At 70.5% G+C, this 22,921-nt stretch carries 24 protein-coding genes and 1 pseudogene; 11 read left to right on the plus strand and 14 right to left on the minus strand.

Annotated features, from left to right (window positions below):
- Window positions 1–6: 6 nt before the first annotated feature.
- The 4 genes and pseudogenes from rlmB to AC3RX1_RS14420 form a co-directional block, all read right to left on the minus strand.
- Window positions 7–1,002 (minus strand): 23S rRNA (guanosine(2251)-2'-O)-methyltransferase RlmB, encoded by a 996-nt coding sequence (rlmB, locus tag AC3RX1_RS14405; protein WP_491501938.1) that lies wholly within the window; start codon window positions 1,000–1,002, stop codon window positions 7–9.
- A complete protein-coding gene (gene cysS / locus AC3RX1_RS14410) occupies window positions 995–2,407 on the minus strand; it encodes a cysteine--tRNA ligase (RefSeq protein WP_491501939.1) in 1,413 nt (470 codons plus the stop codon). Before cysS ends, rlmB begins: the two co-directional genes overlap by 8 nt.
- A 29-nt stretch (window positions 2,408–2,436) precedes the next feature.
- Window positions 2,437–2,919 (minus strand): annotated as a pseudogene (gene ispF / locus AC3RX1_RS14415) (2-C-methyl-D-erythritol 2,4-cyclodiphosphate synthase); the annotation flags it as partial.
- Window positions 2,919–3,401: a CarD family transcriptional regulator gene (locus tag AC3RX1_RS14420; protein ID WP_491501940.1), complete on the minus strand. Its 483-nt coding sequence runs from the start codon at window positions 3,399–3,401 to the stop codon at window positions 2,919–2,921. The gene AC3RX1_RS14420 and the pseudogene ispF, both read right to left, overlap by 1 nt.
- Window positions 3,402–3,532: 131 nt before the next feature.
- Between AC3RX1_RS14420 and AC3RX1_RS14425 the strand changes: the two genes are divergently transcribed.
- Window positions 3,533–4,057 (plus strand): DNA modification methylase, encoded by a 525-nt coding sequence (locus AC3RX1_RS14425; protein WP_491501941.1) that lies wholly within the window; start codon window positions 3,533–3,535, stop codon window positions 4,055–4,057.
- 16 nt (window positions 4,058–4,073) lie between these two features.
- Here AC3RX1_RS14425 and AC3RX1_RS14430 read toward each other — a convergent pair whose 3' ends face one another.
- Window positions 4,074–4,766 carry a winged helix-turn-helix domain-containing protein gene (locus tag AC3RX1_RS14430; RefSeq protein ID WP_491501942.1) on the minus strand — a complete coding sequence of 231 codons (693 nt, stop codon included), beginning with the start codon at window positions 4,764–4,766 and terminating at the stop codon, window positions 4,074–4,076.
- On the minus strand, window positions 4,763–5,980 hold the full coding sequence (locus tag AC3RX1_RS14435; RefSeq protein ID WP_491501943.1) for a sensor histidine kinase: 1,218 nt from the start codon (window positions 5,978–5,980) through the stop codon (window positions 4,763–4,765). Before AC3RX1_RS14435 ends, AC3RX1_RS14430 begins: the two co-directional genes overlap by 4 nt.
- Window positions 5,981–6,170: 190 nt before the next feature.
- On the opposite strand from AC3RX1_RS14435, the gene phoU reads away from it, so the two are divergent.
- Window positions 6,171–6,830 carry a phosphate signaling complex protein PhoU gene (phoU, locus tag AC3RX1_RS14440; RefSeq protein WP_491501944.1) on the plus strand — a complete coding sequence of 220 codons (660 nt, stop codon included), beginning with the start codon at window positions 6,171–6,173 and terminating at the stop codon, window positions 6,828–6,830.
- Here the strand turns inward: phoU and AC3RX1_RS14445 are convergent, their stop codons facing one another.
- Window positions 6,831–7,577, minus strand: coding sequence for a phosphoglyceromutase (locus tag AC3RX1_RS14445; RefSeq protein WP_491501945.1), 747 nt, complete (start codon window positions 7,575–7,577; stop codon window positions 6,831–6,833).
- Between the two features lie 40 nt (window positions 7,578–7,617).
- Between AC3RX1_RS14445 and AC3RX1_RS14450 the strand changes: the two genes are divergently transcribed.
- Window positions 7,618–8,439, plus strand: coding sequence for a class I SAM-dependent methyltransferase (locus AC3RX1_RS14450; protein ID WP_491501946.1), 822 nt, complete (start codon window positions 7,618–7,620; stop codon window positions 8,437–8,439).
- 33 nt (window positions 8,440–8,472) lie between these two features.
- Here AC3RX1_RS14450 and ygfZ read toward each other — a convergent pair whose 3' ends face one another.
- The 3 genes from ygfZ to AC3RX1_RS14465 all read right to left on the minus strand — a co-directional run bounded on the left by ygfZ (window position 8,473) and on the right by AC3RX1_RS14465 (window position 10,612).
- Window positions 8,473–9,576 carry a CAF17-like 4Fe-4S cluster assembly/insertion protein YgfZ gene (gene ygfZ, locus AC3RX1_RS14455; protein ID WP_491501947.1) on the minus strand — a complete coding sequence of 368 codons (1,104 nt, stop codon included), beginning with the start codon at window positions 9,574–9,576 and terminating at the stop codon, window positions 8,473–8,475.
- Window positions 9,576–10,175, minus strand: a complete 600-nt coding sequence (locus AC3RX1_RS14460; RefSeq protein WP_491501948.1) for a heme-binding beta-barrel domain-containing protein — start codon at window positions 10,173–10,175, stop codon at window positions 9,576–9,578. The genes ygfZ and AC3RX1_RS14460 overlap by 1 nt, the downstream gene beginning before the upstream one ends.
- Before the next feature lie 143 nt (window positions 10,176–10,318).
- The gene (locus AC3RX1_RS14465) at window positions 10,319–10,612 is read right to left on the minus strand and encodes a hypothetical protein (RefSeq protein ID WP_491501949.1); all 294 of its coding nucleotides are present in this window, start codon (window positions 10,610–10,612) and stop codon (window positions 10,319–10,321) included.
- Window positions 10,613–10,722: 110 nt separating this feature from the next.
- Here AC3RX1_RS14465 and AC3RX1_RS14470 point away from each other — a divergent pair, with 110 nt between their 5' ends.
- The 7 genes from AC3RX1_RS14470 (at window position 10,723) to pstB (ending at window position 18,629) form a co-directional block, all read left to right on the plus strand.
- Window positions 10,723–11,427, plus strand: a complete 705-nt coding sequence (locus AC3RX1_RS14470; RefSeq protein ID WP_491501950.1) for a response regulator transcription factor — start codon at window positions 10,723–10,725, stop codon at window positions 11,425–11,427.
- A 28-nt stretch (window positions 11,428–11,455) separates the two neighbouring features.
- Entirely contained in the window at window positions 11,456–13,621 is a 2,166-nt protein-coding gene (locus tag AC3RX1_RS14475) for an RNA degradosome polyphosphate kinase (RefSeq protein ID WP_491501951.1), read from the plus strand.
- Window positions 13,618–14,556 (plus strand): NUDIX hydrolase, encoded by a 939-nt coding sequence (locus AC3RX1_RS14480; RefSeq protein ID WP_491501952.1) that lies wholly within the window; start codon window positions 13,618–13,620, stop codon window positions 14,554–14,556. The genes AC3RX1_RS14475 and AC3RX1_RS14480 overlap by 4 nt, the downstream gene beginning before the upstream one ends.
- A 147-nt stretch (window positions 14,557–14,703) precedes the next feature.
- Complete coding sequence (pstS, locus tag AC3RX1_RS14485; RefSeq protein WP_491501953.1) at window positions 14,704–15,804, plus strand: phosphate ABC transporter substrate-binding protein PstS; 1,101 nt, start codon at window positions 14,704–14,706, stop codon at window positions 15,802–15,804.
- 6 nt (window positions 15,805–15,810) lie between these two features.
- Window positions 15,811–16,737 carry a phosphate ABC transporter permease subunit PstC gene (gene pstC / locus AC3RX1_RS14490; RefSeq protein ID WP_491501954.1) on the plus strand — a complete coding sequence of 309 codons (927 nt, stop codon included), beginning with the start codon at window positions 15,811–15,813 and terminating at the stop codon, window positions 16,735–16,737.
- Window positions 16,734–17,834, plus strand: coding sequence for a phosphate ABC transporter permease PstA (gene pstA / locus AC3RX1_RS14495; protein WP_491501955.1), 1,101 nt, complete (start codon window positions 16,734–16,736; stop codon window positions 17,832–17,834). Before pstC ends, pstA begins: the two co-directional genes overlap by 4 nt.
- Before the next feature lie 15 nt (window positions 17,835–17,849).
- Window positions 17,850–18,629: a phosphate ABC transporter ATP-binding protein PstB gene (gene pstB / locus AC3RX1_RS14500; RefSeq protein ID WP_491501956.1), complete on the plus strand. Its 780-nt coding sequence runs from the start codon at window positions 17,850–17,852 to the stop codon at window positions 18,627–18,629.
- A gap of 12 nt (window positions 18,630–18,641) precedes the next feature.
- Here the strand turns inward: pstB and AC3RX1_RS14505 are convergent, their stop codons facing one another.
- The 4 genes from AC3RX1_RS14505 to AC3RX1_RS14520 all read right to left on the minus strand — a co-directional run bounded on the left by AC3RX1_RS14505 (window position 18,642) and on the right by AC3RX1_RS14520 (window position 21,175).
- Window positions 18,642–19,526: an aminodeoxychorismate lyase gene (locus tag AC3RX1_RS14505; RefSeq protein WP_491501957.1), complete on the minus strand. Its 885-nt coding sequence runs from the start codon at window positions 19,524–19,526 to the stop codon at window positions 18,642–18,644.
- Between the two features lie 171 nt (window positions 19,527–19,697).
- Window positions 19,698–20,336, minus strand: coding sequence for a DNA-directed RNA polymerase subunit beta (locus AC3RX1_RS14510; protein ID WP_491501958.1), 639 nt, complete (start codon window positions 20,334–20,336; stop codon window positions 19,698–19,700).
- A gap of 17 nt (window positions 20,337–20,353) precedes the next feature.
- Window positions 20,354–20,764: a VOC family protein gene (locus tag AC3RX1_RS14515; protein WP_491501959.1), complete on the minus strand. Its 411-nt coding sequence runs from the start codon at window positions 20,762–20,764 to the stop codon at window positions 20,354–20,356.
- Window positions 20,765–20,827: 63 nt separating this feature from the next.
- Window positions 20,828–21,175 carry a helix-turn-helix transcriptional regulator gene (locus AC3RX1_RS14520; protein WP_491501972.1) on the minus strand — a complete coding sequence of 116 codons (348 nt, stop codon included), beginning with the start codon at window positions 21,173–21,175 and terminating at the stop codon, window positions 20,828–20,830.
- Between the two features lie 110 nt (window positions 21,176–21,285).
- Here AC3RX1_RS14520 and AC3RX1_RS14525 point away from each other — a divergent pair, with 110 nt between their 5' ends.
- The gene (locus AC3RX1_RS14525) at window positions 21,286–22,497 is read left to right on the plus strand and encodes an NAD(P)H-binding protein (RefSeq protein WP_491501960.1); all 1,212 of its coding nucleotides are present in this window, start codon (window positions 21,286–21,288) and stop codon (window positions 22,495–22,497) included.
- Window positions 22,498–22,921: the final 424 nt, after the last annotated feature.

The following is a 22,921-nucleotide window of genomic DNA, read 5'->3' on the forward strand; positions in this document are numbered from 1 at the left end:
GCGGATTCATTCCGTGGCAGCACCGGCCCGCGTCGTCGCCACCTGGTACAGCGCGACCGACGTGGCGATGCCGGCGTTCAGCGACTCGGTGGCCTGCGAGATCGGGATCGACACGATCTGGTCGCACGTCTCGGTCACGAGCCGGGAGAGTCCCTTGCCCTCCGACCCGCACACGATCACGACCGGCCGGTCGGCGAGCTGCAGCTGCGGCAGCGACACGTCGCCGTCGCCGTCGAGCCCCAGCACGAACACGCCCTGCTTCTTGAACTCCTTCAGCGTCGTCGTGAGGTTCGCCGCGAGAGCGACCGGGATGCGGGCAGCTGCACCGGCGCTCGTCTTCCACGCCGCGGAGTTCACGCCCGCCGAACGCCGCTGCGGCACGATGACCCCGTGCCCGCCGAACGCGGCGGTGGAGCGGATGATCGCGCCGAGGTTGCGCGGATCGGTCACGCCGTCCAGCGCGACGAGCAGCGGCGTGCCGCCGTCCGCGAAGATCTCCTCCAGCAGGTCCTGCGGGTGGGCGTACGAGTACGGCGGCACCTTGAGCGCCACCCCCTGGTGCACTCCCCCGACCCCCGCCATCCGGTCGAGCTCGGGCCGGGTGACCTCGAGGACCGGGATGTCGCGGTGCGACGCTATCGCGAGCATCTCCTTGACGCGATCGTCCATCTCGACCCGCTGCGCGATGTAGAGCGCGGTCGCGGGGATCCGCGTGCGAAGCGCCTCCAGCACCGAGTTGCGCCCCGTGACGGTCTCGGTGTCGTCGGCCGGCTTCGCGCGCGCCGCGCGGTTCATGTCGGTCGGGCGCGCCTTCGGCTTGCCGCCGGCTGCGACGTAGCGCTCCTGCGCGGCCTTGCGCTTGCCTGCGACGTGCCAGCTGCGGTCTTCCGCCTTCGGGGTCGGGCCCTTGCCTTCGAGCGACTTCCGCCCGTGGCCTCCGGTGCCCTTCTGCGGCCCCTTCTTCTTGCTGTTCCCCCGGCTCGCGCCACCCGGCTTAGCCATTCTGCACACTCCAATGGGTCCCGTCGGGACCGTCTTCGAGGGCGATGCCGGCCGCCGCGATCGCGTCGCGGATGCGGTCGGCCGCCGCCCAGTCCTTCGTCGCGCGCGCCTCGGCGCGCTGGTCGATCATCGTGCGGACGAGCGAGTCGAGAGCGGATGCCTCGGCCCGGCCGCCCGTCGGAAGCCACTGCGGATCGAGCGGGTTCACGCCCAGGATCCCGGTCATCGCGACGACCTCGTCGAACGCGCGCACGGCATCGTCGACATCGCCCGCGTCGAGGGCGGCATTGCCCGCGCGCACCGTCTCGTGCAGCACCGCGAGCGCCTGCGGGACGCCGAGGTCGTCGTCGAGCGCCTCGCTGAAGCCAGCCGGCAGCTCCACCGGTGCGGCACCGGCCTGCTCCCCCCGCGCGCGCTGCACACGCTGCAGGAACGTGCGGATGCGGTCGAGCGCCGCCTCGCCCTCATCGAGCGCCTTGTCGGAGACGTCGAGGCTCGAGCGGTAGTGTGCGGCCGACAGGGCGTAACGCACGACGAGCGGGTCGCGCTCCGCGAGCAGGTCGTCGGCGAGCACGAAGTTGCCGAGGGACTTCGACATCTTCTGCCCGTCGACCGTGACGAGACCGTTGTGCACCCAGTAGCGAGCGAATCCGTCGCCGGCTGCCGTCGACTGCGCGAGCTCGTTCTCGTGGTGGGGGAAGCGCAGGTCGAGCCCGCCGCCGTGGATGTCGAACTCGGCACCGAGATAACGTCGCGCCATCGCCGAGCACTCGATATGCCAGCCCGGGCGACCGGCGCCCCAGGGGGCCGCCCAGACCGCGGAGGCGGGCTCCTCGGGCTTCGCGCCCTTCCACAGTGCGAAGTCGTGCGGGTCGCGTTTGCCTCGCGGGTCGGCGTCGGCCGCGGGCTCCATGGCATCGAGGCCCTGGTGCGTGAGCGAGCCGTAGTCGGGCCACGAGCGCACGTCGAAGTACACGTCGCCCGAGCCGTCGGGTGCGGGGTAGGCGTGGCCGGCGGTGACGAGGCGCTCGATCAGCTCGATCATCTGCGGCACGTGACCGGTGGCGCGCGGCTCGGACGTCGGCGGCAGGATGCCGATGGCGGAATACGCCGCCGAGAACGCCCGCTCCATGCGGTTCGCCAGCGCCCACCACGGCTCGAGGTCGGTCGCGTTCGCGAGCACCTTGTCATCGATGTCGGTCACGTTGCGCACGAGCGTCACCCGCCCGAAGCGGTGCGTGAGCCATCGCGACAGGATGTCGTAGCTCAACGCGCTGCGCAGGTGCCCGATGTGCGGTCCGGACTGCACGGTGGGGCCGCAGACGTAGATCGTGACGTTCTCCGGGTCGCCGGGCACGAAGTCGCGCAGCCGCTGCGCGCGGGTGTCGTAGAGGCGGACGGTCACCCGACAAGCCTACCGGCGCGCCGTCGGCCTCATCGTGGTGTGACCAGCGCGACGGCGAACGCCGCCACGCCCTCACCCCGGCCGGTGAAGCCGAGGCCGTCAGTGGTCGTCGCCGAGATCGAGACCGGCGCTCCGCCGAGGGACGCCGACAGCGCCGCTTCGGCTTCCGCGCGGCGTGGGGCGAGCTTGGGGCGGTCGGCCTGCACCTGCACGGCGACGTTTCCGATCGCGAATCCGGCCTGCGTCAGCAGCTCGAGCGTATGCGCGAGGAACACGCCGGCATGAGCGTCCGCGTACTCAGGATGCGCCGTGCCGAAGTGGGTGCCGATGTCGTCCAGTCCCGCCGCCGACAGCAGTGCGTCGACGATCGCGTGTGCGACCGCGTCTCCGTCGGAGTGACCGGAGAGGGCCGGTTCGCCGGGCCAGGCCAGCCCGGCCAGCCACAGCGTGCCGTCACCGCCGAATGCGTGCACGTCGGTGCCGACGCCCACCCGCGGCAGGAGCGGTGCGCTCAGGAGGCGAGCACCTCGTCGAGGAGGCCGCTGGCCTTCTCCTCGTCGGTCTTCTCCGCCAGCGCGAGCTCGGAGATGAGGATCTGGCGCGCCTTCGCGAGCATGCGCTTCTCACCGGCCGACAGTCCGCGATCCTGATCGCGGCGCCACAGGTCGCGCACGACCTCGCTCACCTTGATGACATCGCCCGAGGCGAGCTTCTCGAGGTTCGCCTTGTACCGGCGCGACCAGTTCGTGGGCTCCTCCGTGAAGGGGGCACGCAGCACCTCGAAGACCTTCTCCAGGCCCTCCTTGCCGATGACGTCACGGACGCCCACGAGGTCGACGTTGTCGGCCGGAACCTCGATGACAAGGTCGCCTTGAGTGACGCGGAGCTTCAGATAGACCTTCTCTTCGCCCTTGATGATCCGGGTCTTCACTTCGGAGATCGTCGCCGCCCCGTGGTGCGGATAAACGACCGTCTCGCCAACCTCAAAAAGCATGCAGATATATCCTTTCGGCAAGTTCAAGAATACCACAGCGGGTATGCACTAAGGTTTGCCCAGCACTCAGGCAGGCGGCGTCCCGCGGCACGGCACCCCAGCAGGTAGAGTGATGTGCGTATCGTCTGCCTGTGGGAGGAACCGTGAAATCGCGCCTGCTCGCGTCGGTGGCATTGAGTGCCGCCGTCGTTCTCGGAGCCACCGGATGCTCCATGATCTCCCCGCAGGGCACGACGATCCCCTACTCCGCGTCCGACGGCATCAACGTCGCCGATGTGAAGGGCGCGCCGCTCCTCGTGCGCAACGCGCTGATCGTCGCGACCCCCGACGGCTCGGTTGGAAACCTCGTCGCCGCGGTCGTGAACATGACCGACTCGGCGCACACCCTCACGGTGCAGGTGGGCGAGGGCTCGTCCGGGTCGACCCAGACTCTGAGGGTCCCGGCGCACTCGGTGTCGAGCCTGGGTGAGAACGCCGACCCGCTGCGCATCGACAACCTCGACGCGAAGCCGGGCGCGGCCGTGCCGGTGTACTTCCAGTCGGGCGACGCCGAGGGCGCTCTCGCCGATGTGCCGGTGCTCGGCGGAGACGAGGAGTATCTCGTGAGCCTCGTGCCCGCCCCCGAGGTCTCCCCCTCGCCGACGACCACGCCGTAGTCGCCGCGGCGACCTCTCAGTCGCCGTCGCCCTCGAACCGGTACCCGAGGCCCCGGATCGTCACGAGCGAGACCGGGTCGCGGGGATCCTTCTCGATCCGTGAGCGGATCCGCTTGATGTGCACGTCGAGCGTCTTCGTGTCGCCGAAGTAGTCGCTCCCCCACACCCGGTCGATGAGCTGCCCCCGGGTGAGCACCCGCCCGGCGTTGCGCATGAGCACCTCGAGCAGCTCGAACTCCTTCAGCGGCATCGCGACCGGGTCGCCGTCGACGGTCACGACGTGCCGGTCGACGTCGAGGGTCACCCGGCCGCCCGACAGCACCCGCTCGTCGAGGTCGGCGTCCGCCGCCTGGCTGCGGCGCAGCACCGCACGCATCCGTGCCAGCAGCTCCCTCGTCGAATACGGCTTGGTGATGTAGTCGTCGGCGCCGAGCTCGAGACCGACGACGATGTCGACCTCGCTGTCCTTCGCCGTCAGCATGATGACCGGGACGGCGCTCGTGGTCCGGATGCGTCGGCACACCTCCGTTCCCGGCATGACGGGAAGCATGAGGTCGAGCAGGACGATGTCGGCGCCATCCGCCTCGAATGCCGCGAGGGCCGCGGGTCCGTCGGCGGCGATGCGCGGCTCGAAGCCCTCGCGGCCGAGGAGGTACGCGAGCGGGTCGGCCAGATCAGGCTCGTCTTCGACGATGAGCACGCGGGTCATGCGGCGGAGTCCTTCCGGGTCGTCTTCTTCTTGTCCTTGGCGGGTCTGCCCTTGCCCGGCTTGCCCTTGGCTGCCTTGCCCGTGCGGGGGGTGCTCAGCGCGGACGGCTCGACGCGCGGCAGACGGATCGTGAACGTCGACCCGCTTCCGGGTCTCGACCAGAGCCGAATCTCGCCCCCGTGCCGCTGCACCGCGTGCTTCACGATCGACAGACCGAGACCCGTGCCTCCGGTGCGCCGCGACCGGGCGGGGTCGACCCGGTAGAACCGCTCGAACACCCGCTCCTGATCGGCCTCCGCGATGCCGATGCCCTGGTCGGCCACCGTGATCTCGACGACGCCGTCGTCGCTGCGCGCCACGACTCCCACGTGGGTGCCGCTCGCCGAGTAGGCGATGGCGTTGGCGACGAGGTTCCCGACCGCCTCGCGCAGCCCTTCGGCGTCGCCGAACACCCATGCGCCGCTCGGCTGGCCGCCGACGAGGTCGACCCCGGCCGCCTCGGCCGCCGTCGCATGGCCGGCCAGCACGTCGGCGAGCAGCGCGTCCACCGCCACCGGCTCCATCGCGGCGGGCTCGTCGGACTGCAGCCGCGCGAGCCCCATGAGGCGGGTGGTGAGAGCGCCGAGCCGGCGGGCCTCGTCCTGGAGCCGGGTCGCGAACGCACGCACCTGCGTCGGGTCGTCGGCTGCCGACTCGACGGCCTCGGCGAGGAGACCGATCGCGCCGACCGGCGTCTTCAGCTCGTGACTCGTGTTCGCGACGAAGTCGCGCCGCATCCGTTCCACCCGCTCCTGCTCGGTGACGTCGCGCAGCACGATGAGCACGAGGCGCGAGGTGATCGAGCGCGCCCGCGCGGAGAGCACTCGCGGCTCCGCCCCGCGCGGGAGGGTCAGCGCCACCGGAGCCGAGGCCGTGCCCGCTCGCGCCGCGCGGGCGAGCAGTCCGAGCTCGCCCGTGGGCAGGGTGGCACGCTCCCCCAGCCCGTACTCCGCGGCCGGCTGAGACGCGGCCACGACCGTTCCTGAGGGGTCGACCACGACGGCCGCGTCGTCCATCCCCGCGAGCGTGTCGTTCACTCCCTCGGGCAGCGCTCCGGCGCCTCCGGTGAGGGCGCGGTCACGTGCGCGGTAGGCCGCGACCACGACGAGCGCGAGAGACCCGCCCAGTGCGACACCGACCAGCAGCGCCAGCACGGCGAGCTGCACGGGATCCATGCCTCAAGCGTAGGGTGCCGCTCAGCCCCGGCTCGCCCGTTCAGCCCGGGTATCGGCGCCCGGCGCCGAGAGTTCACCGGTGCGGCACCGTCCGTTAACCTTCGACGGTGAGGATCGGTCTGATCCCGGCCGTGGTCGCCGCCCGCGGCCACCGCTCGATGCGTCCCCTCTTGAAGAAACGGTGCAGACAATGCGCGAAGTGTTCCACCAGTCGCTCGAAGACGTGCAGACGCGATTGGTCGAGATCGCCGAGCTCGTCGCATCCGCCATGGAGAAGGCGACGACGGCGTTCGGCACCCGCGACGTCGCCCTCGCCGAAGAGGTCATCGACGCCGACAGCGTGATCGACGAGAAGGCCGTCGCGCTCGACGAGCTCGCGATCGAGATCCTCGCACGGCAGCAGCCGGTCGCCCGGGACCTCCGCATCGTTGTGATGTCGCTGCGGGTGAGCGCGTCGCTCGAGCGGATGGGCGACATCGCGGAGCACATCGCGCAGCTCACCCGGATGCGATTCCCGGAACGGGCGATCCCCAAGGGCCTGCGATCGACCTTCACGAAGATGGGCGAACTCGACGTGGCGGTGGCGCGCATGCTCGTCGAGCTGCTGCGGACCCAGGACCTGCGTCTCGCGGAACGCATCCGCAACGCCGACGACGAGATCGACGAACTGCACATCGCGGTGTTCGAGAAGGTGCTCAGCGACACCTGGCAGGGCGAGGCCGGCGCGACCGTCGACGCGACGCTCGCGAGCCGCTACCACGAGCGGTTCGCCGACCATGCGGTCTCCGTGGCGAAGAAGGTCGACTACCTGGCGACCGGCGACTGGGCGCCGGACGACGAGGCCGATTGACTACTTGCCCTGGTTGGCGACGGCGGCTGCTCCCGCGGCGGCGGCCTCGGGGTCGAGGTACTCGCCCGGGCCGAGCGGCTTCAGGTCTTCACCGAGCCGGTAGACGAGCGGGATGCCGGTGGGGATGTTCAGCTCGGCGATGTCGGCGTCGCTGATCCCGTCGAGGTGCTTCACGAGCGCGCGCAGCGAGTTGCCGTGCGCGGCGACCAGCACCGTCTTGCCGCTCGTCAGGTCGGGGATGATCTGGGAGTCCCAGTACGGCAGCAGCCGGTCGATCACGAGCTTGAGCGACTCGGTGCGCGGGACCTCACCGTCGATGTCGGCGTAGCGCGGGTCGTCGACCTGGCTGTACGGGCTGTCATCGGGCAGGGGCGGGGGCGGCACGTCGAACGAGCGGCGCCACAGCATGAACTGCTCCTGCCCGAACTCGGCGAGCGTCTGCGCCTTGTCCTTGCCCTGCAGCGCGCCGTAGTGGCGCTCGTTGAGGCGCCACGAGCGCTTGACCGGGATCCAGAGCCGGTCGGCCGCGTCCAGCGCGAGGTCGGCCGTCTGGATGGCGCGGCTCAGCACCGAGGTGTGGACGATGTCGGGGTGCAGGCCGGCCTCGGCCAGCAGCTCGCCCCCGCGGGTGGCCTCGGCCTTGCCCTGGTCGGTGAGGCGCACGTCGACCCATCCGGTGAACTGGTTGGACTTGTTCCACTCGCTCTGGCCATGGCGCAGCAGGATCAGGGTGTACGGGGCGGTCATGGTGCCAGCTTACCGAGGGGGTCGTGCGATCATGGTGCGCATGTCGCCCTCCCCCGTCGGTCGCCCCACGCGGGGCACGACGGGGACGAACCGGCTGCGGAGGGTCGATCGGTGGATCGCCCGGCACCCGGCGCTGCGCCGGGCCGCAGACCCGCTCGTGGTGGACCTCGGCTACGGTGCGAGCGGCGTCACGGCGTTCGAACTGGAGGCGCGGCTGCGGGCCAGTCGCACCGATGTCGAGGTGCTCGGCCTCGAGATCGATCCCGACCGGGTCGCCCGCGCCCGGGCGCAGCTGGCTGACGTGCGGGCCGGTCGCACGGCCTTCGACCCCGATGCCCGCGTCTCGTTCGGCCGCGGCGGGTTCGAGGTTCCGACGACGAATGGGCGGCGCCCGGCCGTCATCCGCGCGTTCAACGTGCTGCGCCAGTACGGCGAGGACGATGTGGCCGGCGCCTGGGCGCGCATGGCGGCGCGGCTCGCGCCCGACGGGCTCCTCGTCGAGGGCACGTGCGACGAGATCGGGCGGGTGAGCACCTGGGTCGCCGTCGGAGAGGATGCGGCACCCCGCACGCTCACGATCTCGCTACGTCTCGCGCAGCTGGAGCAGCCGTCGATCGCGGCGGAGCGGCTGCCGAAGGCGCTGATCCACCGCAACGTCTCCGGCGAGCGCGTGCACACCCTGATGGTCGCCCTCGATCAGGAGTGGGAGCGGACGTCGGCCCTGGCCCCGTTCGGGCCCGTCCAGCGCTGGCGCGCGGCGATGCAGGGTCTCGTCGACGCCGGCTGGCCGCTGCGAGCACGGTCCCGCTGGCGTCTGGGCGAGCTCACGGTGCCCTGGGAGGCCGTCGCACCGCGCCTCTGATCCGCTGCGAACCCGGCAAGACGAGGCTCGTCGTCAGCGGCGGCGGCCGAGGCGCGGGAGGCGCGGAACGGATGCTGTCGCGCCGGCCTCGGGCGGAACGACGACCTCCTGCGCCGCGGCGACCGCACCGTCGGCGGTGTCGACGGTGAGCGCCGCGTCGGTCGGAGTGTTGCGACGGATCACCGCAAGGGCGATCGGGCCCTCCTCGTAGTGCAGCGCGGACGCCGTCACGGCGCCGACCACGGTCTCGCCGGCCCGCACGGCGTCGCCGCGCGCCGGCAGCGCGGAGTCGCTCCCGTCGAGCTGGAGCGCGACGAGGCGGCGCGGCGGATGACCGAGGTTGTGCACCTTCGCGACCGTCTCCTGCCCGCGATAGCAGCCCTTGTCCAGGTGCACGGCGCTGCGCAGCCAGTCGACCTCGTGCGGCAGCAGCCGGTCGTCGGCATCCGTCATCCGCGGCCGCCACGCCGCGATCCGCAGTGCCTCGACGGCCAGGGCCCCCGCCGGTCGCATGGTTCCCGCAGCCATGGCCCGGGCGAGTCGCTCGGCTTCGTCGGCGTCGACCAGCGCCTCCGACCAGTCGCGGTCGAGTCCGGGGTGCACGGCGACGGCGCTGTACGCCCATCCGCCCTCCACGACGCCGGGCCAGGGGTCGCGCCACACCAGCGGCACTCCACCGGGGGCCGCCGCTCGCACCGCGTCGACGGCGGCGGCGGTGCCGCCCACGACCGCGAGCTCCTCGCTCGCGTCGCGGGGATCCACCCGCAGGCGGAAGCGCATCTTCGTGAGGAACGCCAGCAGCGGCTGCGCGTCCGGCCGATCGACGACGAGCCATGCCGTGGCGCCGTCGTCGATGACTGATGCGGCGTGCTCGACGTGGCCGTTCGGGTCGAGGATCAGCATCTCGGCGCTCTCGCCGGGCCGCAGGACGCTCAACCGCTGCGTGGAGAACGACTCCAGCCATCTGAGCCGGTCCTCCCCCGGCACCGCGAGCACGGAGCGGTCGCCGAGCGGCGCCAGCGCGTCGCCCGCCGCCAGCGCCCGCTGCTCGCCGAGGGGGTTCCCGGCATGCTGCAGGACGCCGTCGGCGACGACGGTACCCGGGGCCGCCATGAGCAGCCGGGAGAAGGCGTCCATCAGTCGACCTTCGCGAGCCGGGCCGACGCGTGCGATGCCATCGCTCCGCCGAGGGCCGCGACATCCCAGGCCCACAGCAGGTGGCCGTCGACGAGACCGTACATGCGCGATGCCGCCGAGTAGTCCTTGGCTCCGGCGGGCCGGACGACGGCATCGGTCGCGATGTCGATGCGAGGGCCGCGGATCTGGCCGAGATAAAGCTCGCTGACGCCGTCGGAGTGCACGAGGGCGACGTCGATGTCGAATCCGCCCTCGGCGTTGCGCAGCTCCTCCACGTCTTCGACGGTGCGGGCGGGCTCGACCGCGCTCGCCGGCAGCAGGCCGGGACCCGCCTCGCCTGCGGTCTGCGGACGCGACAGCCGCCAATAGCCGATCTCGGACACGAGGCGGGCGCGCTCGCCCGCGTCGTCGATCCAGGCGTCGGCGGAGTAGTTCAGATATGACCCGCCGTCGTGGCTGAAGCTCACCCGGTGGGTGAACTCGCCGGTGAAGTGGTGGTCGCCGGACTCGTAGTCGATGACGCCGGTGCCCTCCCAGACCCCCAGCAGCCACGAGAGCGGGGCGAGGTCGGCCGGCAGGTCGATCGGGAGCTCGATCACGGCACGACCGTCAGCGCTGGCCGCGGTAGAGGTTCTTGATCACGACGACGGAGACGAACACGATCGCGAGTGACGCGAGTCCGAGCAGTCCCACGAAGAAGAGTTCCAGCGCGACGAGGTCCATGCCTCCACTCTAGCCGGGTCTATGCGGGGACGAGTGCGGCGAGACCGAACCCTGCGCTGATGACGCCGAGCACGGCGAGGGAGCCCAGCATGCTGGCCGCCACCCGGGCGATGAACCGCCGTGGCTGACCGACCCACAGCTGCACCCCGAACGAGAGGACGAGACAGCCGGCAAGGCCCAGCAGGATCCACTCGGCGCGCTGCCCCATGGGGGTGAAGATGCCGATGGCGACGCCGATCAGCGCGGCCGCGACCCACACGGCCACGACCCCGCCGAACAGTCCTCGCGGGGCGAGCTCGGGCGTCGACGACATGCCCCCATTGTGTCACGGCGCCGAAATCCGCCATCGTCGTGGAACCGCCGCCCATAAGATGGGCTATCGATGTGCGGGCCGCTGCGGGCCGTACATCGGGGAGGACCCCGGTGGCACAGCTACTCGTACTGAGTTCGGCGAGCGACCCCGCGCTGCCCGCGCTGGAGCTGCTCGCCCACCGGGTGCGCACGATCCCCGCCGATCCCGCCCACCTCGTCGGCGCGCCCCCGGCCGAGCTCATCCTGCTCGACGCCCGTGCGGATCTCGTGGCGGCGAAGTCGCTGTGCCGGGTGCTGACCGCCACGGGCCTCGAGGCCCCGCTGCTCCTCGTCGTCACCGAGGGAGGCATGGCCGCCGTGAACGGCGAATGGGGGGTGACCGACGTGATCCTCGCCGGTGCCGGCCCCGCGGAGGCGGACGCCCGGATCCGGCTCGCGATGGCGCGCGGCACCGGAACGGATCCCGAGCCGGTGCGGGTGCAGACCTCGGGCCTCACGATCGACGAGTCGTCGTACTCCGCGAAGCTGCACGGCCGGCCGCTGGATCTCACGTACAAGGAGTTCCAGCTGCTGCACTTCCTGGCGACGCATCCGTCCCGGGTGTTCACCCGGGAACAGCTGCTCAGCGAGGTGTGGGGGTACGACTACTTCGGCGGAACCCGCACCGTCGACGTGCACGTGCGGCGGCTGCGCGCCAAGCTCGGCGAGGCCGAGCAGCTCATCGGCACGGTGCGCAACGTCGGGTACCGGTTCAACGTCGCCGACGATGAGACCGAACCGGCCCTCCCCTCGCAACCTGGAACGATTCCCCCCTGACGCTGGTCGGCCCTGCAATGATGAGGGAATGATCGAACACGAGGTCCTCGACACCGGACTCGACGACGGAGAGGACGACGACTTCGACCTCGAAGAGGTCTACGACTCCGAGCTTCCGGAGGGTCGCTACCTCGATCGTGAGCTGAGCTGGCTGGCCTTCAACCAGCGGGTGCTCGAACTCGCCGAGGACGAGACGCTCCCCGTGCTCGAGCGGACCAATTTCCTCGCGATCTTCGCGAGCAACCTCGACGAGTTCTTCATGGTGCGGGTCGCGGGCCTGCGCCGACGCATCCTGACCGGGCTCGCGGTGCCCACCAACGTCGGCCGCGCACCCCAGGACGTGCTCGCCGACATCTCCGAGGAGGCGCACCGCCTGCAGCTGCGCCACGCAGAGGTATGGAAGCGGCTCGTCAAGCCGGCGCTGGCGGACGCCGGCATCGACATCGTCTCGTGGAACGATCTCGACGAGGAGGAGCACGAGGCGCTGTACCCGTACTTCCAGGAGCAGGTCTTCCCGGTGCTCACGCCGCTCGCGGTCGACCCGGCGCATCCGTTCCCCTACATCTCGGGGCTCTCACTGAACCTCGCGATCCGCATCCGCAACGCCCGCACCGGCCGCCAGGAGTTCGCGCGTCTCAAGGTGCCCCCGATGCTGCCCCGCTTCGTGCGCATCGACGGCGACGGCACACGCATCCGGTTCCTGCCCCTCGAGGACCTCATCGCCAACAACCTCGCGGATCTGTTCCCGGGGATGGAGATCCTCGACCACCACACGTTCCGGCTCACCCGCAACGAGGATGTGGAGATCGAGGAGGACGAGACCGAGAACCTCATCCAGGCGCTCGAGGCGGAGCTCCTGCGCCGCCGCTTCGGACCGCCGATCCGGCTCGAGGTCACCGACGACATGGACGACCTCACGCTCGACCTGCTGATCGACGAGCTCGACATCACCGAGCAGCAGGTGCACCGGCTGCCCGGGCCGCTCGACCTCGTCGGACTGTTCGACCTCGGCCGCATCGACCGGCCGGATCTGAAGTATCCGCCGCATGTGCCGACGACCGCGCTCGCTTTCCAGCCGGCCGAGCAGAACGGCCGGGCCGACCTGTTCGCCGCGATCCGCAAGGGCGACGTGCTCGTGCATCACCCGTACGAGCCGTTCGCGACGAGCGTGCAGGCGTTCCTCGAGCAGGCGGCGAAGGATCCGCACGTGCTCGCGATCAAGCAGACCCTGTATCGCACCTCCGGCGACAGCCCGATCGTGCAGGCGCTCATCGACGCCGCCGAGGCGGGCAAGCAGGTGCTCGCGCTCGTCGAGGTGAAGGCCCGCTTCGACGAGTCGAACAACATCGCGTGGGCCCGGAAGCTCGAGAAGGCCGGCGTGCACGTCGTGTACGGCCTCGTCGGACTGAAGACGCACGCGAAGCTCGCGCTCGTGATCCGCGAGGAGGACGGACGGCTGCGCAGCTATGCCCACATCGGCACGGGCAATTACAACCCCAAGACGAGTCGCATCTACGAGGACTTCGGCCTGTTCACCGCCGACGAGCAGGTGGGTCGCGACCTCATCCGGCTGTTCAACGAACTGAGCGGCTACGCGATCGAGAAGAAGTTCAAGCGGCTGCTCGTCGCTCCGCGGCACCTGCGCAAGGGACTGCTGCGGCTCATCGACCGAGAGCGCCGCAACGCGCTGGACGGGAAGCCCGCCCGCATCCGCATCAAGGTCAACTCGATGGTCGACGAGCAGATCATCGACGCGCTGTACCGCGCGAGTCAGGCGGGGGTTCCCGTCGAGGTGTGGGTGCGGGGCATCTGCAGCCTCAAGCCCGGCGTCGAGGGCATGAGCGAGAACATCACGGTGCGCAGCATCCTCGGCCGGTACCTCGAGCACTCGCGGATCTTCTCGTTCCTGAACAACGGTGATCCGCAGGTGTACATCGGCAGCGCCGACATGATGCACCGCAACCTCGACCGGCGCATCGAGGCGCTCGTGCGCGTGACCGCGCCCGTGCACATCAAGGCGCTGGAGGACCTGTTCACCCGGGCGATGAGCGACGGCACCAGCTCCTGGCATCTCGGATCCGACGGCGTGTGGGTCAGGCACGGCCGGGGCGAGAACGGCCGGCCCCTCGTCGATCTGCAGGACAAGACCATGGCGATCGTGCAGCGGCGTCGCCGGGCGCGGGCGGTGCGATGAGCGAGACCGCCGTCTACGCTGCCGGCGGCGTGGTGTGGCGGGTCGTCGAGGGAAAGCTGAAGATCCTCGTCATCCACCGCACCGCCTATGCCGATCTGACGCTCCCCAAGGGCAAGGTCGATCCGGGAGAGATGCTCGCCGAGACAGCCGTGCGCGAGATCCTCGAGGAGACCGGCATCCGGGTGCACCTCGGCGTGCCCGTCGGCGTCTCGCGCTACGCGCTGCCGAGCGGCCGCACGAAGATCGTGCACTACTGGGCGGCGCACGCCGGCGACGAGGCGATCCGCGCGTCGCAGTTCGTGCCGAACAAGGAGATCGCCGCGATCGAGTGGCTCTCGCCGAAGAAGGCACGGGCGCGACTGTCGTATCCCGTCGACGTCGAGATCCTGGAGAACTTCCTGAAGCTCGTCGACGACGGGGTGATGCACACCTTCCCGGTGGTGGCCCTCCGGCATGGCAAGGCGACGCCGCGGGAGGAGTGGGACGGCGAGGACGCCCTGCGGCCGCTGACGCCGCGCGGCACGAAGCAGGCGAAGTGCGTCGCGGGGCCGCTGCAGGCGTTCGGAGTGCGCAAGATCGTGTCCTCCGACGCCGTCCGCTGCGTCACGACCGTCGCGCCCTTGGCGGCCGCCACCGGCCACCGCATCCATCGCACTCCGGAGATCAGTCAGGATGCGTGGGAGGACGGCACGGCGGACGTGCGCGGCGTGATCGGCCGCCGGGTGCGGTCGGGAAAGCCGGCGGTGGTCTGCAGCCACGGGCCCGTGCTGCCGGCGATCATGCGGGAGATCGCGCTCGCGACGGGCACGCTCAGCGGCGCATACCTCGAGGATGCGGCAGCCATCCCGGTCGGCGCGTTCTCGGTCGCGCATCTGTCGACGTCGAACCCCGGCTCCGGGATCATCGCGATCGAGACGCACGAGCCTCGTCTGTAGCGCCGGACGCTCGAGCCTCGTCCGCGGCGACCGACGCCGTTCACCTTCCGTTCACCCGCACAGCGCAGTCTGGTCACATCCGCGCTCTACGGTCGTGCCGAGCCCCGCACCAGGGGCCGACTTCCCGACACGTGAAGGACTCACACAGTGAAGCTGAACCGCATCGCCCCGCTCGGGGCCCTGTTCGTCGCCGGTGCCCTCGTGCTGGCCGGATGCGCCTCCAATGAGGCGGCGGCCGGCGGCGGAACCACCGGTTCCCCGTCCGCGGCGTCGCTCAAGGGCACGATCAACGGAATCGGCTCCTCGGCGCAGGGCACCGCGCAGCAGAGCTGGATCGCCGGCATCCAGTCGGCGAACCCGCAGCTGAACATCAACTACGACCCGCAGGGCTCGGGCGCCGGCCGCAAGAGCTTCATCTCCGGCGCGGCCGACTTCGCGGGCTCGGATGCCGCGCTGAAGGACGAGGAACTGGCCGGCACGTTCGCGCTGTGCGCCGACGGCACCAAGGCCATCGACCTCCCCGTGTACATCTCGCCCATCGCCGTCGCGTACAACGTCGACGGTGTCACCGACCTGAAGCTCGACGCCCCCACGATCGCGGGCATCTTCTCGGGCGCGATCAAGAAGTGGAACGACCCGAAGATCGCCGCGCTCAACTCCGGCGCCGCCCTCCCCGACGCGGCGATCGTCGTGGTGCACCGCTCCGACGACTCGGGCACGACGCAGAACTTCACCGAGTACCTCGCCGCGAACGCCGGCGACGCGTGGAGCGAGAAGCCCTCGCAGACCTTCCCGTTCCAGGTGGGCGATGCGGCGAAGGGCACCTCCGGCGTCGCCGAGGCGACGAAGAGCGCGAAGAACTCGATCACCTACATCGACGAGTCGGGGGCTGCCGGCCTGTCGATCGCCGAGCTCAAGGTGGGCGAGCAGTTCGTGAAGATCTCCGCCGAGGGAGCGGCGGCCGTTGTCGCCGACTCCCCGATCGCGACCGGCCGTGCCGAGAACGACCTCGCGATCACGATCGACCGCACCGACACGCAGGCGAACGCGTGGCCGCTCGTGCTCGTGTCGTACATCATCGCGTGCCAGCAGTACCAGGACGCCGACAAGGCAGCCCTCGTCAGCTCGTACGTGCAGTACATCGCGAGCGACGCCGCCCAGCAGGCGGCCGCGCAGCAGGCCGGCTCGGCGCCCCTGTCGGCCGAGCTGTCGGCGAAGGTCATCGCCGCCGCGCAGACGATCAAGTAGGAACGGATGACGACGACAAGAACCGTACGGATCGGCGACCGGGTCTTCGCCTCGACGACTGTCGTGGCGGGATCCGTCATCCTCGCGACCCTCGCCGCCGTCGCGATCTTCCTCGTCGTCCAGTCGATCCCGGCCCTCGTCGCAGGGCCGGGATCGCTGCCGAACGAGGCGACGAGCTTCTGGCAGTACGTCTGGCCGCTGGTGTTCGGCACGGTCTGGGCGGCATTCCTCGCGCTGCTGTTCGCGACGCCGCTGTCGATCGGCATCGCCCTGTTCATCACGCACTACGCGCCGCGCCGGGTGTCGCAGACGCTCGGCTACATCATCGACCTGCTCGCCGCGATCCCGTCGGTCGTGTTCGGCCTGTGGGGCATCGTCACGCTCGCGCCGTTCGTTCAGCCGGCGTACCGGTGGCTCACCGAGAACCTCGGGTGGTTCCCGCTGTTCGCCCCGCCCGTGTCGGGCACGGGCCGCACGATCCTCACGGCCGCCGTGGTGCTCGCCGTGATGGTGATCCCGATCATGACCGCGATCTGCCGCGAGGTCTTCCTGCAGGCGCCGCGGCTGCACGAAGAGGCGGCCCTGGCCCTCGGCGCGACGCGGTGGGAGATGATCCGGATGGCCGTCCTGCCGTTCGCTCGGAGCGGCATCGTGTCGGCGATCATGCTCGGCCTCGGCCGGGCCCTCGGCGAGACGTTCGCGATCGCGATGGTGCTCTCGCCGGCCTTCGTCGTGAAGTTCGCGGTACTGCAGGCGCAGAGCCCCAATACGATCGCGGCGAACATCGCGCTGCAGTTCCCCGAGGCGACCGGCCTGTCGGTCAACGCGCTCGTCGCATCCGGACTCGTGCTGTTCGCCGTCACCCTGCTGGTGAACGTCCTCGCCCGCTGGATCATCAGCCGCCGTGCGGCCTTCTCGGGAGCGAACGGATGACCGCGACCACGACCGCGCCCGCCCTCCGCACGGTGCGCGTGACGAACACCCTCGCCGCAGGCCGGCTCCCCCGCGGCACGGCGTGGATCGTCCTCGGCGTGAGCTGGCTCTTCGCGGCCGCGTTCTTCGCGCTGCTCGCCGCGGCCGGAGCCACCGACGGCTTCTCGCTGGTCGGGAGCGTGTTCGCCGGCACGGTGCTGTTCGACGTCGTCCTGTACGCGATCTCGCGCATCGTCGAGGGCCGGCGCCGGGCGCTCGACCGACTCGTCACGTCTCTCGTGTCGACGGCGTTCATCATCGCGCTGCTGCCGCTGGTCTCGCTCGTGCAGACGGTCGTCGCCGACGGCCTCGCCCGATTCGATGTGGCGTTCTTCACCCAGTCGATGCGGAACGTCATCGGGGACGGCGGCGGCGCCCTGCACGCGATCGTCGGCACGCTGCTCATCACCGGGATGGCGGCGCTGATCTCCGTGCCGATCGGCCTGCTCACCTCGATCTACCTCGTCGAGTACGGCCGCGGACCACTCGCTCGGGCGATCACGTTCCTCGTCGACGTCATGACGGGCATCCCGTCGATCGTCGCCGGCCTGTTCACGTTCGCCCTGTTCGCGCTGCTGGTGGGTCCGGCGGTGCGCAACGGGTTCATGGGCGCGGTGGCGCTGTCGGTGCTCATGATCCCCGTGGTCGTGCGCTCGAGCGAGGAGATCCTGCGGCTCGTGCCGAACGAGCTGCGGGAGGCGTCGTACGCCCTCGGCGTGCCGAAGTGGGTGACGATCCTGCGCATCGTGCTGCCCACGTCGCTGGCCGGCATCGTGACCGGCATCATGCTCGCGATCGCGCGCGTGATCGGCGAGACCGCTCCCCTGCTGCTGGTCACCGGCTTCACGTTCAGCATGAACTACAACCTGTTCGAGGACCGGATGATGACCCTGCCGGTGTTCGTGTACACGCAGTACACGCAGGCCGCCGGCGTCAGCGCCCAGGCCTCGATCGACCGGGCGTGGGCCGCCGCCCTCACCCTCATCCTCATCGTGATGGCGCTGAACCTCATCGGCCGGCTCATCGCCAAGATCTTCGCGCCCAAGCGCGGCCTGTAGAACCGAAGGAACCCCGTGTCAAAGAGCATCGACGTCGCCCACCTCAACGTCTACTACGGCGATTTCCTGGCCGTAGAGGGCGTGTCCCTGCACATCGACCCGCGCAGCGTGACGGCGTTCATCGGCCCGTCGGGCTGCGGCAAGTCGACGTTCCTGCGCACCCTGAACCGCATGCACGAGGTGATCCCGGGCGCGCGGGTGAGCGGGGAGGTGCTGCTCGACGGCGACGACCTGTATGCGCCGGGCGTCGATCCGGTGGCGGTGCGGCGCAACGTCGGCATGGTGTTCCAGCGGCCGAATCCCTTTCCGACGATGTCGATCAAGGAGAACGTGCTGGCGGGGGTCCGCCTGAACAGCACGCGCATCGCGAAGTCGGATGCCGACGTGCTCGTCGAGAAGTCGCTGCGCGGCGCCAACCTCTGGAACGAGGTGAAGGACCGTCTCGACAAGCCGGCGTCGGCGCTGTCGGGCGGCCAGCAGCAGCGCCTGTGCATCGCGCGCGCGATCGCCGTCGAGCCGCAGGTGCTGCTGATGGACGAGCCGTGCTCGGCGCTCGACCCGATCTCGACGTATGCGATCGAGGAGCTCATCGCCGAGCTGAAGAACGACTACACGATCGTGATCGTCACGCACAACATGCAGCAGGCGTCCCGCGTCTCGGAGAAGACAGCGTTCTTCAACATCGCCGGCACCGGCAAGCCGGGCCGCCTCATCGAGTTCGACGACACCGCGACCATCTTCACGACGCCGCACGAGCAGGCGACGGAGGACTACGTCTCGGGCCGGTTCGGGTAGGCGCGAACGCCGTCAGTCGCGGGGGCTCAGCAGGTAGCGGTTGAGGGATGCGGTGAGCTCCGCGTCGACGGGCAGGAGAGCGCCGTCGATCGCGGTGATCGGGGCGGCGAGTCGCACGCTCGAGAGCAGCCAGGCCCCGTCGGCGCGGCCCAGCGCCTCGACCGGCACCGTCTCGTATGCGACCGGACGGCCGGCGGCGCGCAGGTGGTCGAACACACTGATCTGCGTCGTGCCGTGCAGGATGCCGGAGCCCGTCGCGGGCGTCACGAATCTGTCGCCGAAGCGCAGCAGCACGGATGACGTCGGCCCTTCGAGGACGACATCGTCGGTCGCGACGAAGATCGCGTCGTCGGCTCCCCGACGGTGGGCCTCCCGCAGCGCCGCCATGTTGGTGGCGTAGGAGAGGGTCTTCGCCCCGAGCAGCAGCCACGGCGCGCGCTCCGAGGCGCGGCTGTCGATGCCCCGGTCGAGCGTCACCACGCGGATCCCGGTCGTCCGCGCGGGCGTGTGGTCCGGCGCAGCGGCGGCGGTGACCCAGGCGGTCGGCGCCGGGCCGTGCTCGATGCCGCGACTGAGGATGAGCTTGATCGCCGCCTCGCCCGATCCGCACTGCTCCTGGGCTCGGGCGATCGCCTGCCGCCACTGGCCGAGGTGCGGCGCAGGAAGGTCGCAGAGCGCGGCCGAGTGCGCGAGCCGATCGAGGTGGGCGCCGACCTCCTGCGCATGCCCGTCGACGACGCCGACGGTCTCGAAGATGCCGTCGCCGCGCTGCGTGCTGAGCTCTCCGACGCTCAGGGCCGGGGCGGAGGGGTCGATCGACTGGAACGTGGAGCTGAAGTCGCCGCGTTCGTCGTCGGGTGCGACGGGTTCGATGAGGAGGGCGAAGAGCGCTGCCATGAACCGAGCGTAGCGGCCGGGAATGATCCGCCGAGGTCCTCGGTTACACTGGAATGGCCGGGCCGCAGTAACCCCGGGCTCCATCTTCTGCCGCTTCGAGCGGCCTTGCGCCGAGAGGCGTTCTGCGGCCCGGCACTTCTGTGTCGAGGCGCAGAACGACTCTCCCGCGCGTCAGGTCAACGCGTCCATCCGCCAGAGCGCCGCGCAGGCGGACAGATCCGTCGCGTACGTCGCCAGCCGCAGGGCGCGGGTGGTGAGGGCGGTCGCGCGTTCCGTCTCGGTGTTCTCGTAGTCGTCGGCGACGTGCGTCGCTCCCGACGCCTCGACCCGACAGAAGGATGCGGCGCGGTCGAGCGCGACGGCGAAGTCGCCCTCGAAAACGCCCCGCAGGATCCGGTCGACGAGGGCGACGAGCTCGTCGGGACTCGCGGGGACGGGCGCCCCGGCGATGACGGGGTCGGCCGAGGCGATCTCGACACGGCCGCGCTCATACAGCAGCGCCGCCGTGTGCGGATCGTCGTGGATCATGAGCTGCAGCAGGTACAACCGCCACAGGGCTCCGGGCAGCGACCGTGAGGGCGACCGCGACCAGAGTTCGGCGATGTCGTCGATGCCGTGCGTGCTCGTGAAGGACACGAGCCGGTCGACGACGGCGGCATCCGGATCCTCACGCACGCGGGACAGGAGCACCGCCGCCGTCGAGTGCGCGGCGCGCGCCACCTCCGCGGGGTCGTGAGCGCCGAACAGCCGGTCGAGCTCCTCGGCGGGCCGACGCACCGGCTTGTGGAAGTCCCTTCCTGCGTCCGTCACCCGACCAGGCTACGCCGTCACGCCGTCCCGTTGATGCGGACGTGGTTGCCCGACGGGTCGCGGAAGGCGCAGTCGCGCGGGCCCCAGGGCTGGTCGATGGGCTCCTGGAGCACCTCTGCTCCGGTGGCGCGGATGCGCTCGAACGTCCCGTCGAGGTCGCTCGTCGAGAAGACGAGGGGGCCGGGTCCCGAGCCCTTGGCGACCAGGCGCGCAAGCGCGTCGGCGTCGTCGGGCGAACGTCCGGCGCCCGGCTCCGAGAGCACGAGCACGATGCCGGGCTGATCTGGTGTGCCCATGCTCAGCCACCGCCATCCGTTTCCGGAGACGTCATTGAGCACCGTGAGGCCGAGGGCGTCGCGGTAGAACGCGAGGGCCGCGTCGACGTCGTCGACCGTGAGCGGGAAGTAACCGAATCTGATGTCTGTCATGACTGTCACGCTACGGGCGCGCCGGCAGCCGCGCTTCTCGAATCCTGCTCGATGCGGGACCGCTCAGGCGTACCGGGTCGGCCGGGTGAGGAGCCGTGCGATGCACGTGGGCAGCACCTCCGTGTCGTCGTGCGGTCGCGCCCGGTAGGAACTCGGGGTCTCGCCGACGATGTCGGTGAAGGTCGAGCTGAACGAGCCGAGGGATGTCGCACCCACGGCCGTGCACGCATCCGTCACGGTCGCACCTGCGCGCAGCAGCGCCATGGCGCGCTCGATGCGCCGGGTCATGAGGTAGGCGTAGGGAGTTTCGCCGTACGCAGTCTTGAACTCGCGTGAGAAGTGCGCCGGTGACATGAACGCGCGCGCCGCCATGGTGGGGACGTCGAGCGGGCGCGCGTACTCGCGATCCATGAGATCGCGCGCACGGCGGAGGTGCGCGAGCGTCTGCGGGGACTGCGGAGGGGATGCCACGCCATCGACGGTAGCGGCTCCCGGCGGTCGGCGGCCGATACGCTCGCGGTATGCGCATCGCCATCGCCGGGGGCACCGGGACCGTCGGCCGGCTCGTGACCGACATCGTTCTCGAACGGGGGCATGAGCCGATCGTGCTCTCCCGCTCGACGGGGATCGACCTGCTCACGGGCGACGGGCTTGATGCCGTGCTGGCCGGTGTGGACGCGGTCATCGACGTGAGCAACACCCAGGCGATGAGCGCGGCCGCCGCGATCCGCTACTTCGAGACGACCACCCGCGCGCTGCTGGCGGCTGAGGAACGCGCAGGGGTCGGGCACCACGTGGCACTCTCGATCGTCGGCATCGACGGTTCCGAGAAGGGGTACGGCTACTACCAGGGGAAGCTCGCGCAGGAGCGCGCGGTGGCGGCCGGCGCCGTGCCGTGGACGCTCCTGCGGGCGACGCAATTCCACGAGTTCGCGCAGCAGATGACCGAGCGGATGAGGTTCGGGCCGATGATCGTCGTCCCGACGATGCGGTCGCAGCCGGTCGCTGCGAGAGAGGTGGCGGCACGGCTCGTGGAGCTTGCCGCCCAGCCGCCGGCGGGTCGGGTGGCGGACCTCGCCGGTCCGCGCGTGGAGCGGATGGCAAAGCTCACTCGGCGGTACCTCCGAGCCCAGGGTGCGCGAGGTCGGGTCCTCCAGGTGCCGCTGCCGGGAGCGTTCGGCCGGCAGATGCGCGACGGAAGCCTGCTGGCCGGTCCGGACGCGCAGGTCGCCGGTCCGTCGTTCGTCGAGTGGCTCGTCGCGCGGACGGGTTCCGACGGTGCCGAGAAGGCGGCACACCCGGTCAGCGTCGCCGGCATCCCGATCGTTCGAGCTCCCCTTCCCGACGCGCCGGAGCCGTCGCTGTCCAATGCGCGGCAACTCGTCGGTCAGCTGCAGAACGCCGGCATGCCGATCACGCTCAGCATCACGGGCGAGGAGCGCCGGCTGCCGGTGCACGTCGACGAAGTCGCGTTCCGCGCCCTGCAGGAAGGCCTGTCGCTCGTGCTCGCTCGCGCAGGCAGGACGGAGGCGGCGGCCACGGTGCGCTACCTCCCGCATGCGGTCGAGGTCGAGGTGTCGCAGGGCGCCGCGGCCGTGACCCCGGGTGGTCCGCGGGCGGACGAGCTGACGACGTCGCGAGCCGCAGTCCGGCGGCTGGGCGGCATGGTGGCCTCCGAGTCGACCCCCGACGGCGGCCTCCGCCTGTCTGCCACGATCCCGATCGGCGACTGAGACCGAGCCGTTGCCTCACATCCCATCCACCTCTCTCATCGCGCGCGACCGCCAATTGTCTCCTCCGCGCTCGAGCGTGACGACAGCGTGGCAATTGCGGCACCGTACATCGCACTTCGCGATCTCCTCGAGGAGAACTCGGATGCTGAATCCCTCGTTGACCATCCGCATGACGTCCTTGCGTTTGCCGGAGTCCGGACGATGATCGAAATCCAAGACGCGCAGGTCGGAGACGCCGCAATCGACGCACGGGTGGAGGCGAAGATATGAAGCCAAGAACGCCTTCGCTTCCTGCCTTCGGCGAACGGTTCGCTCGACGATTGTGCGAGTGTGCTCTTCCCTGTTCTGGTCAAGTCCCGAGTAGTGGTGTAGCGCGGTGTCCTTCGATCTGAGGGGTTATGCGCTGAGTTCGAGGACGGTGTCG

This window comes from Microbacterium altimontanum, assembly GCF_058349865.2.

Excerpts from the sequence above, each read along its gene's own strand:
- AC3RX1_RS14520 (WP_491501972.1), bottom strand. The coding sequence starts at position 21,175 with ATGGATCGCGAGTACGCGCGCCCGCTCGACGTCCCCACCATGGCGGCG.
- AC3RX1_RS14475 (WP_491501951.1), top strand. The coding sequence starts at position 11,456 with ATGATCGAACACGAGGTCCTCGACACCGGACTCGACGACGGAGAGGAC.
- AC3RX1_RS14505 (WP_491501957.1), bottom strand. The coding sequence starts at position 19,526 with ATGGCAGCGCTCTTCGCCCTCCTCATCGAACCCGTCGCACCCGACGAC.
- AC3RX1_RS14465 (WP_491501949.1), bottom strand. The coding sequence starts at position 10,612 with ATGTCGTCGACGCCCGAGCTCGCCCCGCGAGGACTGTTCGGCGGGGTC.
- AC3RX1_RS14450 (WP_491501946.1), top strand. The coding sequence starts at position 7,618 with ATGTCGCCCTCCCCCGTCGGTCGCCCCACGCGGGGCACGACGGGGACG.
- phoU (WP_491501944.1), top strand. The coding sequence starts at position 6,171 with ATGCGCGAAGTGTTCCACCAGTCGCTCGAAGACGTGCAGACGCGATTG.
- AC3RX1_RS14435 (WP_491501943.1), bottom strand. The coding sequence starts at position 5,980 with ATGGATCCCGTGCAGCTCGCCGTGCTGGCGCTGCTGGTCGGTGTCGCA.
- AC3RX1_RS14445 (WP_491501945.1), bottom strand. The coding sequence starts at position 7,577 with ATGACCGCCCCGTACACCCTGATCCTGCTGCGCCATGGCCAGAGCGAG.
- ygfZ (WP_491501947.1), bottom strand. The coding sequence starts at position 9,576 with ATGGACGCCTTCTCCCGGCTGCTCATGGCGGCCCCGGGTACCGTCGTC.
- pstC (WP_491501954.1), top strand. The coding sequence starts at position 15,811 with ATGACGACGACAAGAACCGTACGGATCGGCGACCGGGTCTTCGCCTCG.
- AC3RX1_RS14480 (WP_491501952.1), top strand. The coding sequence starts at position 13,618 with ATGAGCGAGACCGCCGTCTACGCTGCCGGCGGCGTGGTGTGGCGGGTC.
- AC3RX1_RS14525 (WP_491501960.1), top strand. The coding sequence starts at position 21,286 with ATGCGCATCGCCATCGCCGGGGGCACCGGGACCGTCGGCCGGCTCGTG.
- pstA (WP_491501955.1), top strand. The coding sequence starts at position 16,734 with ATGACCGCGACCACGACCGCGCCCGCCCTCCGCACGGTGCGCGTGACG.
- AC3RX1_RS14515 (WP_491501959.1), bottom strand. The coding sequence starts at position 20,764 with ATGACAGACATCAGATTCGGTTACTTCCCGCTCACGGTCGACGACGTC.
- AC3RX1_RS14420 (WP_491501940.1), bottom strand. The coding sequence starts at position 3,401 with ATGCTTTTTGAGGTTGGCGAGACGGTCGTTTATCCGCACCACGGGGCG.
- rlmB (WP_491501938.1), bottom strand. The coding sequence starts at position 1,002 with ATGGCTAAGCCGGGTGGCGCGAGCCGGGGGAACAGCAAGAAGAAGGGG.
- AC3RX1_RS14430 (WP_491501942.1), bottom strand. The coding sequence starts at position 4,766 with ATGACCCGCGTGCTCATCGTCGAAGACGAGCCTGATCTGGCCGACCCG.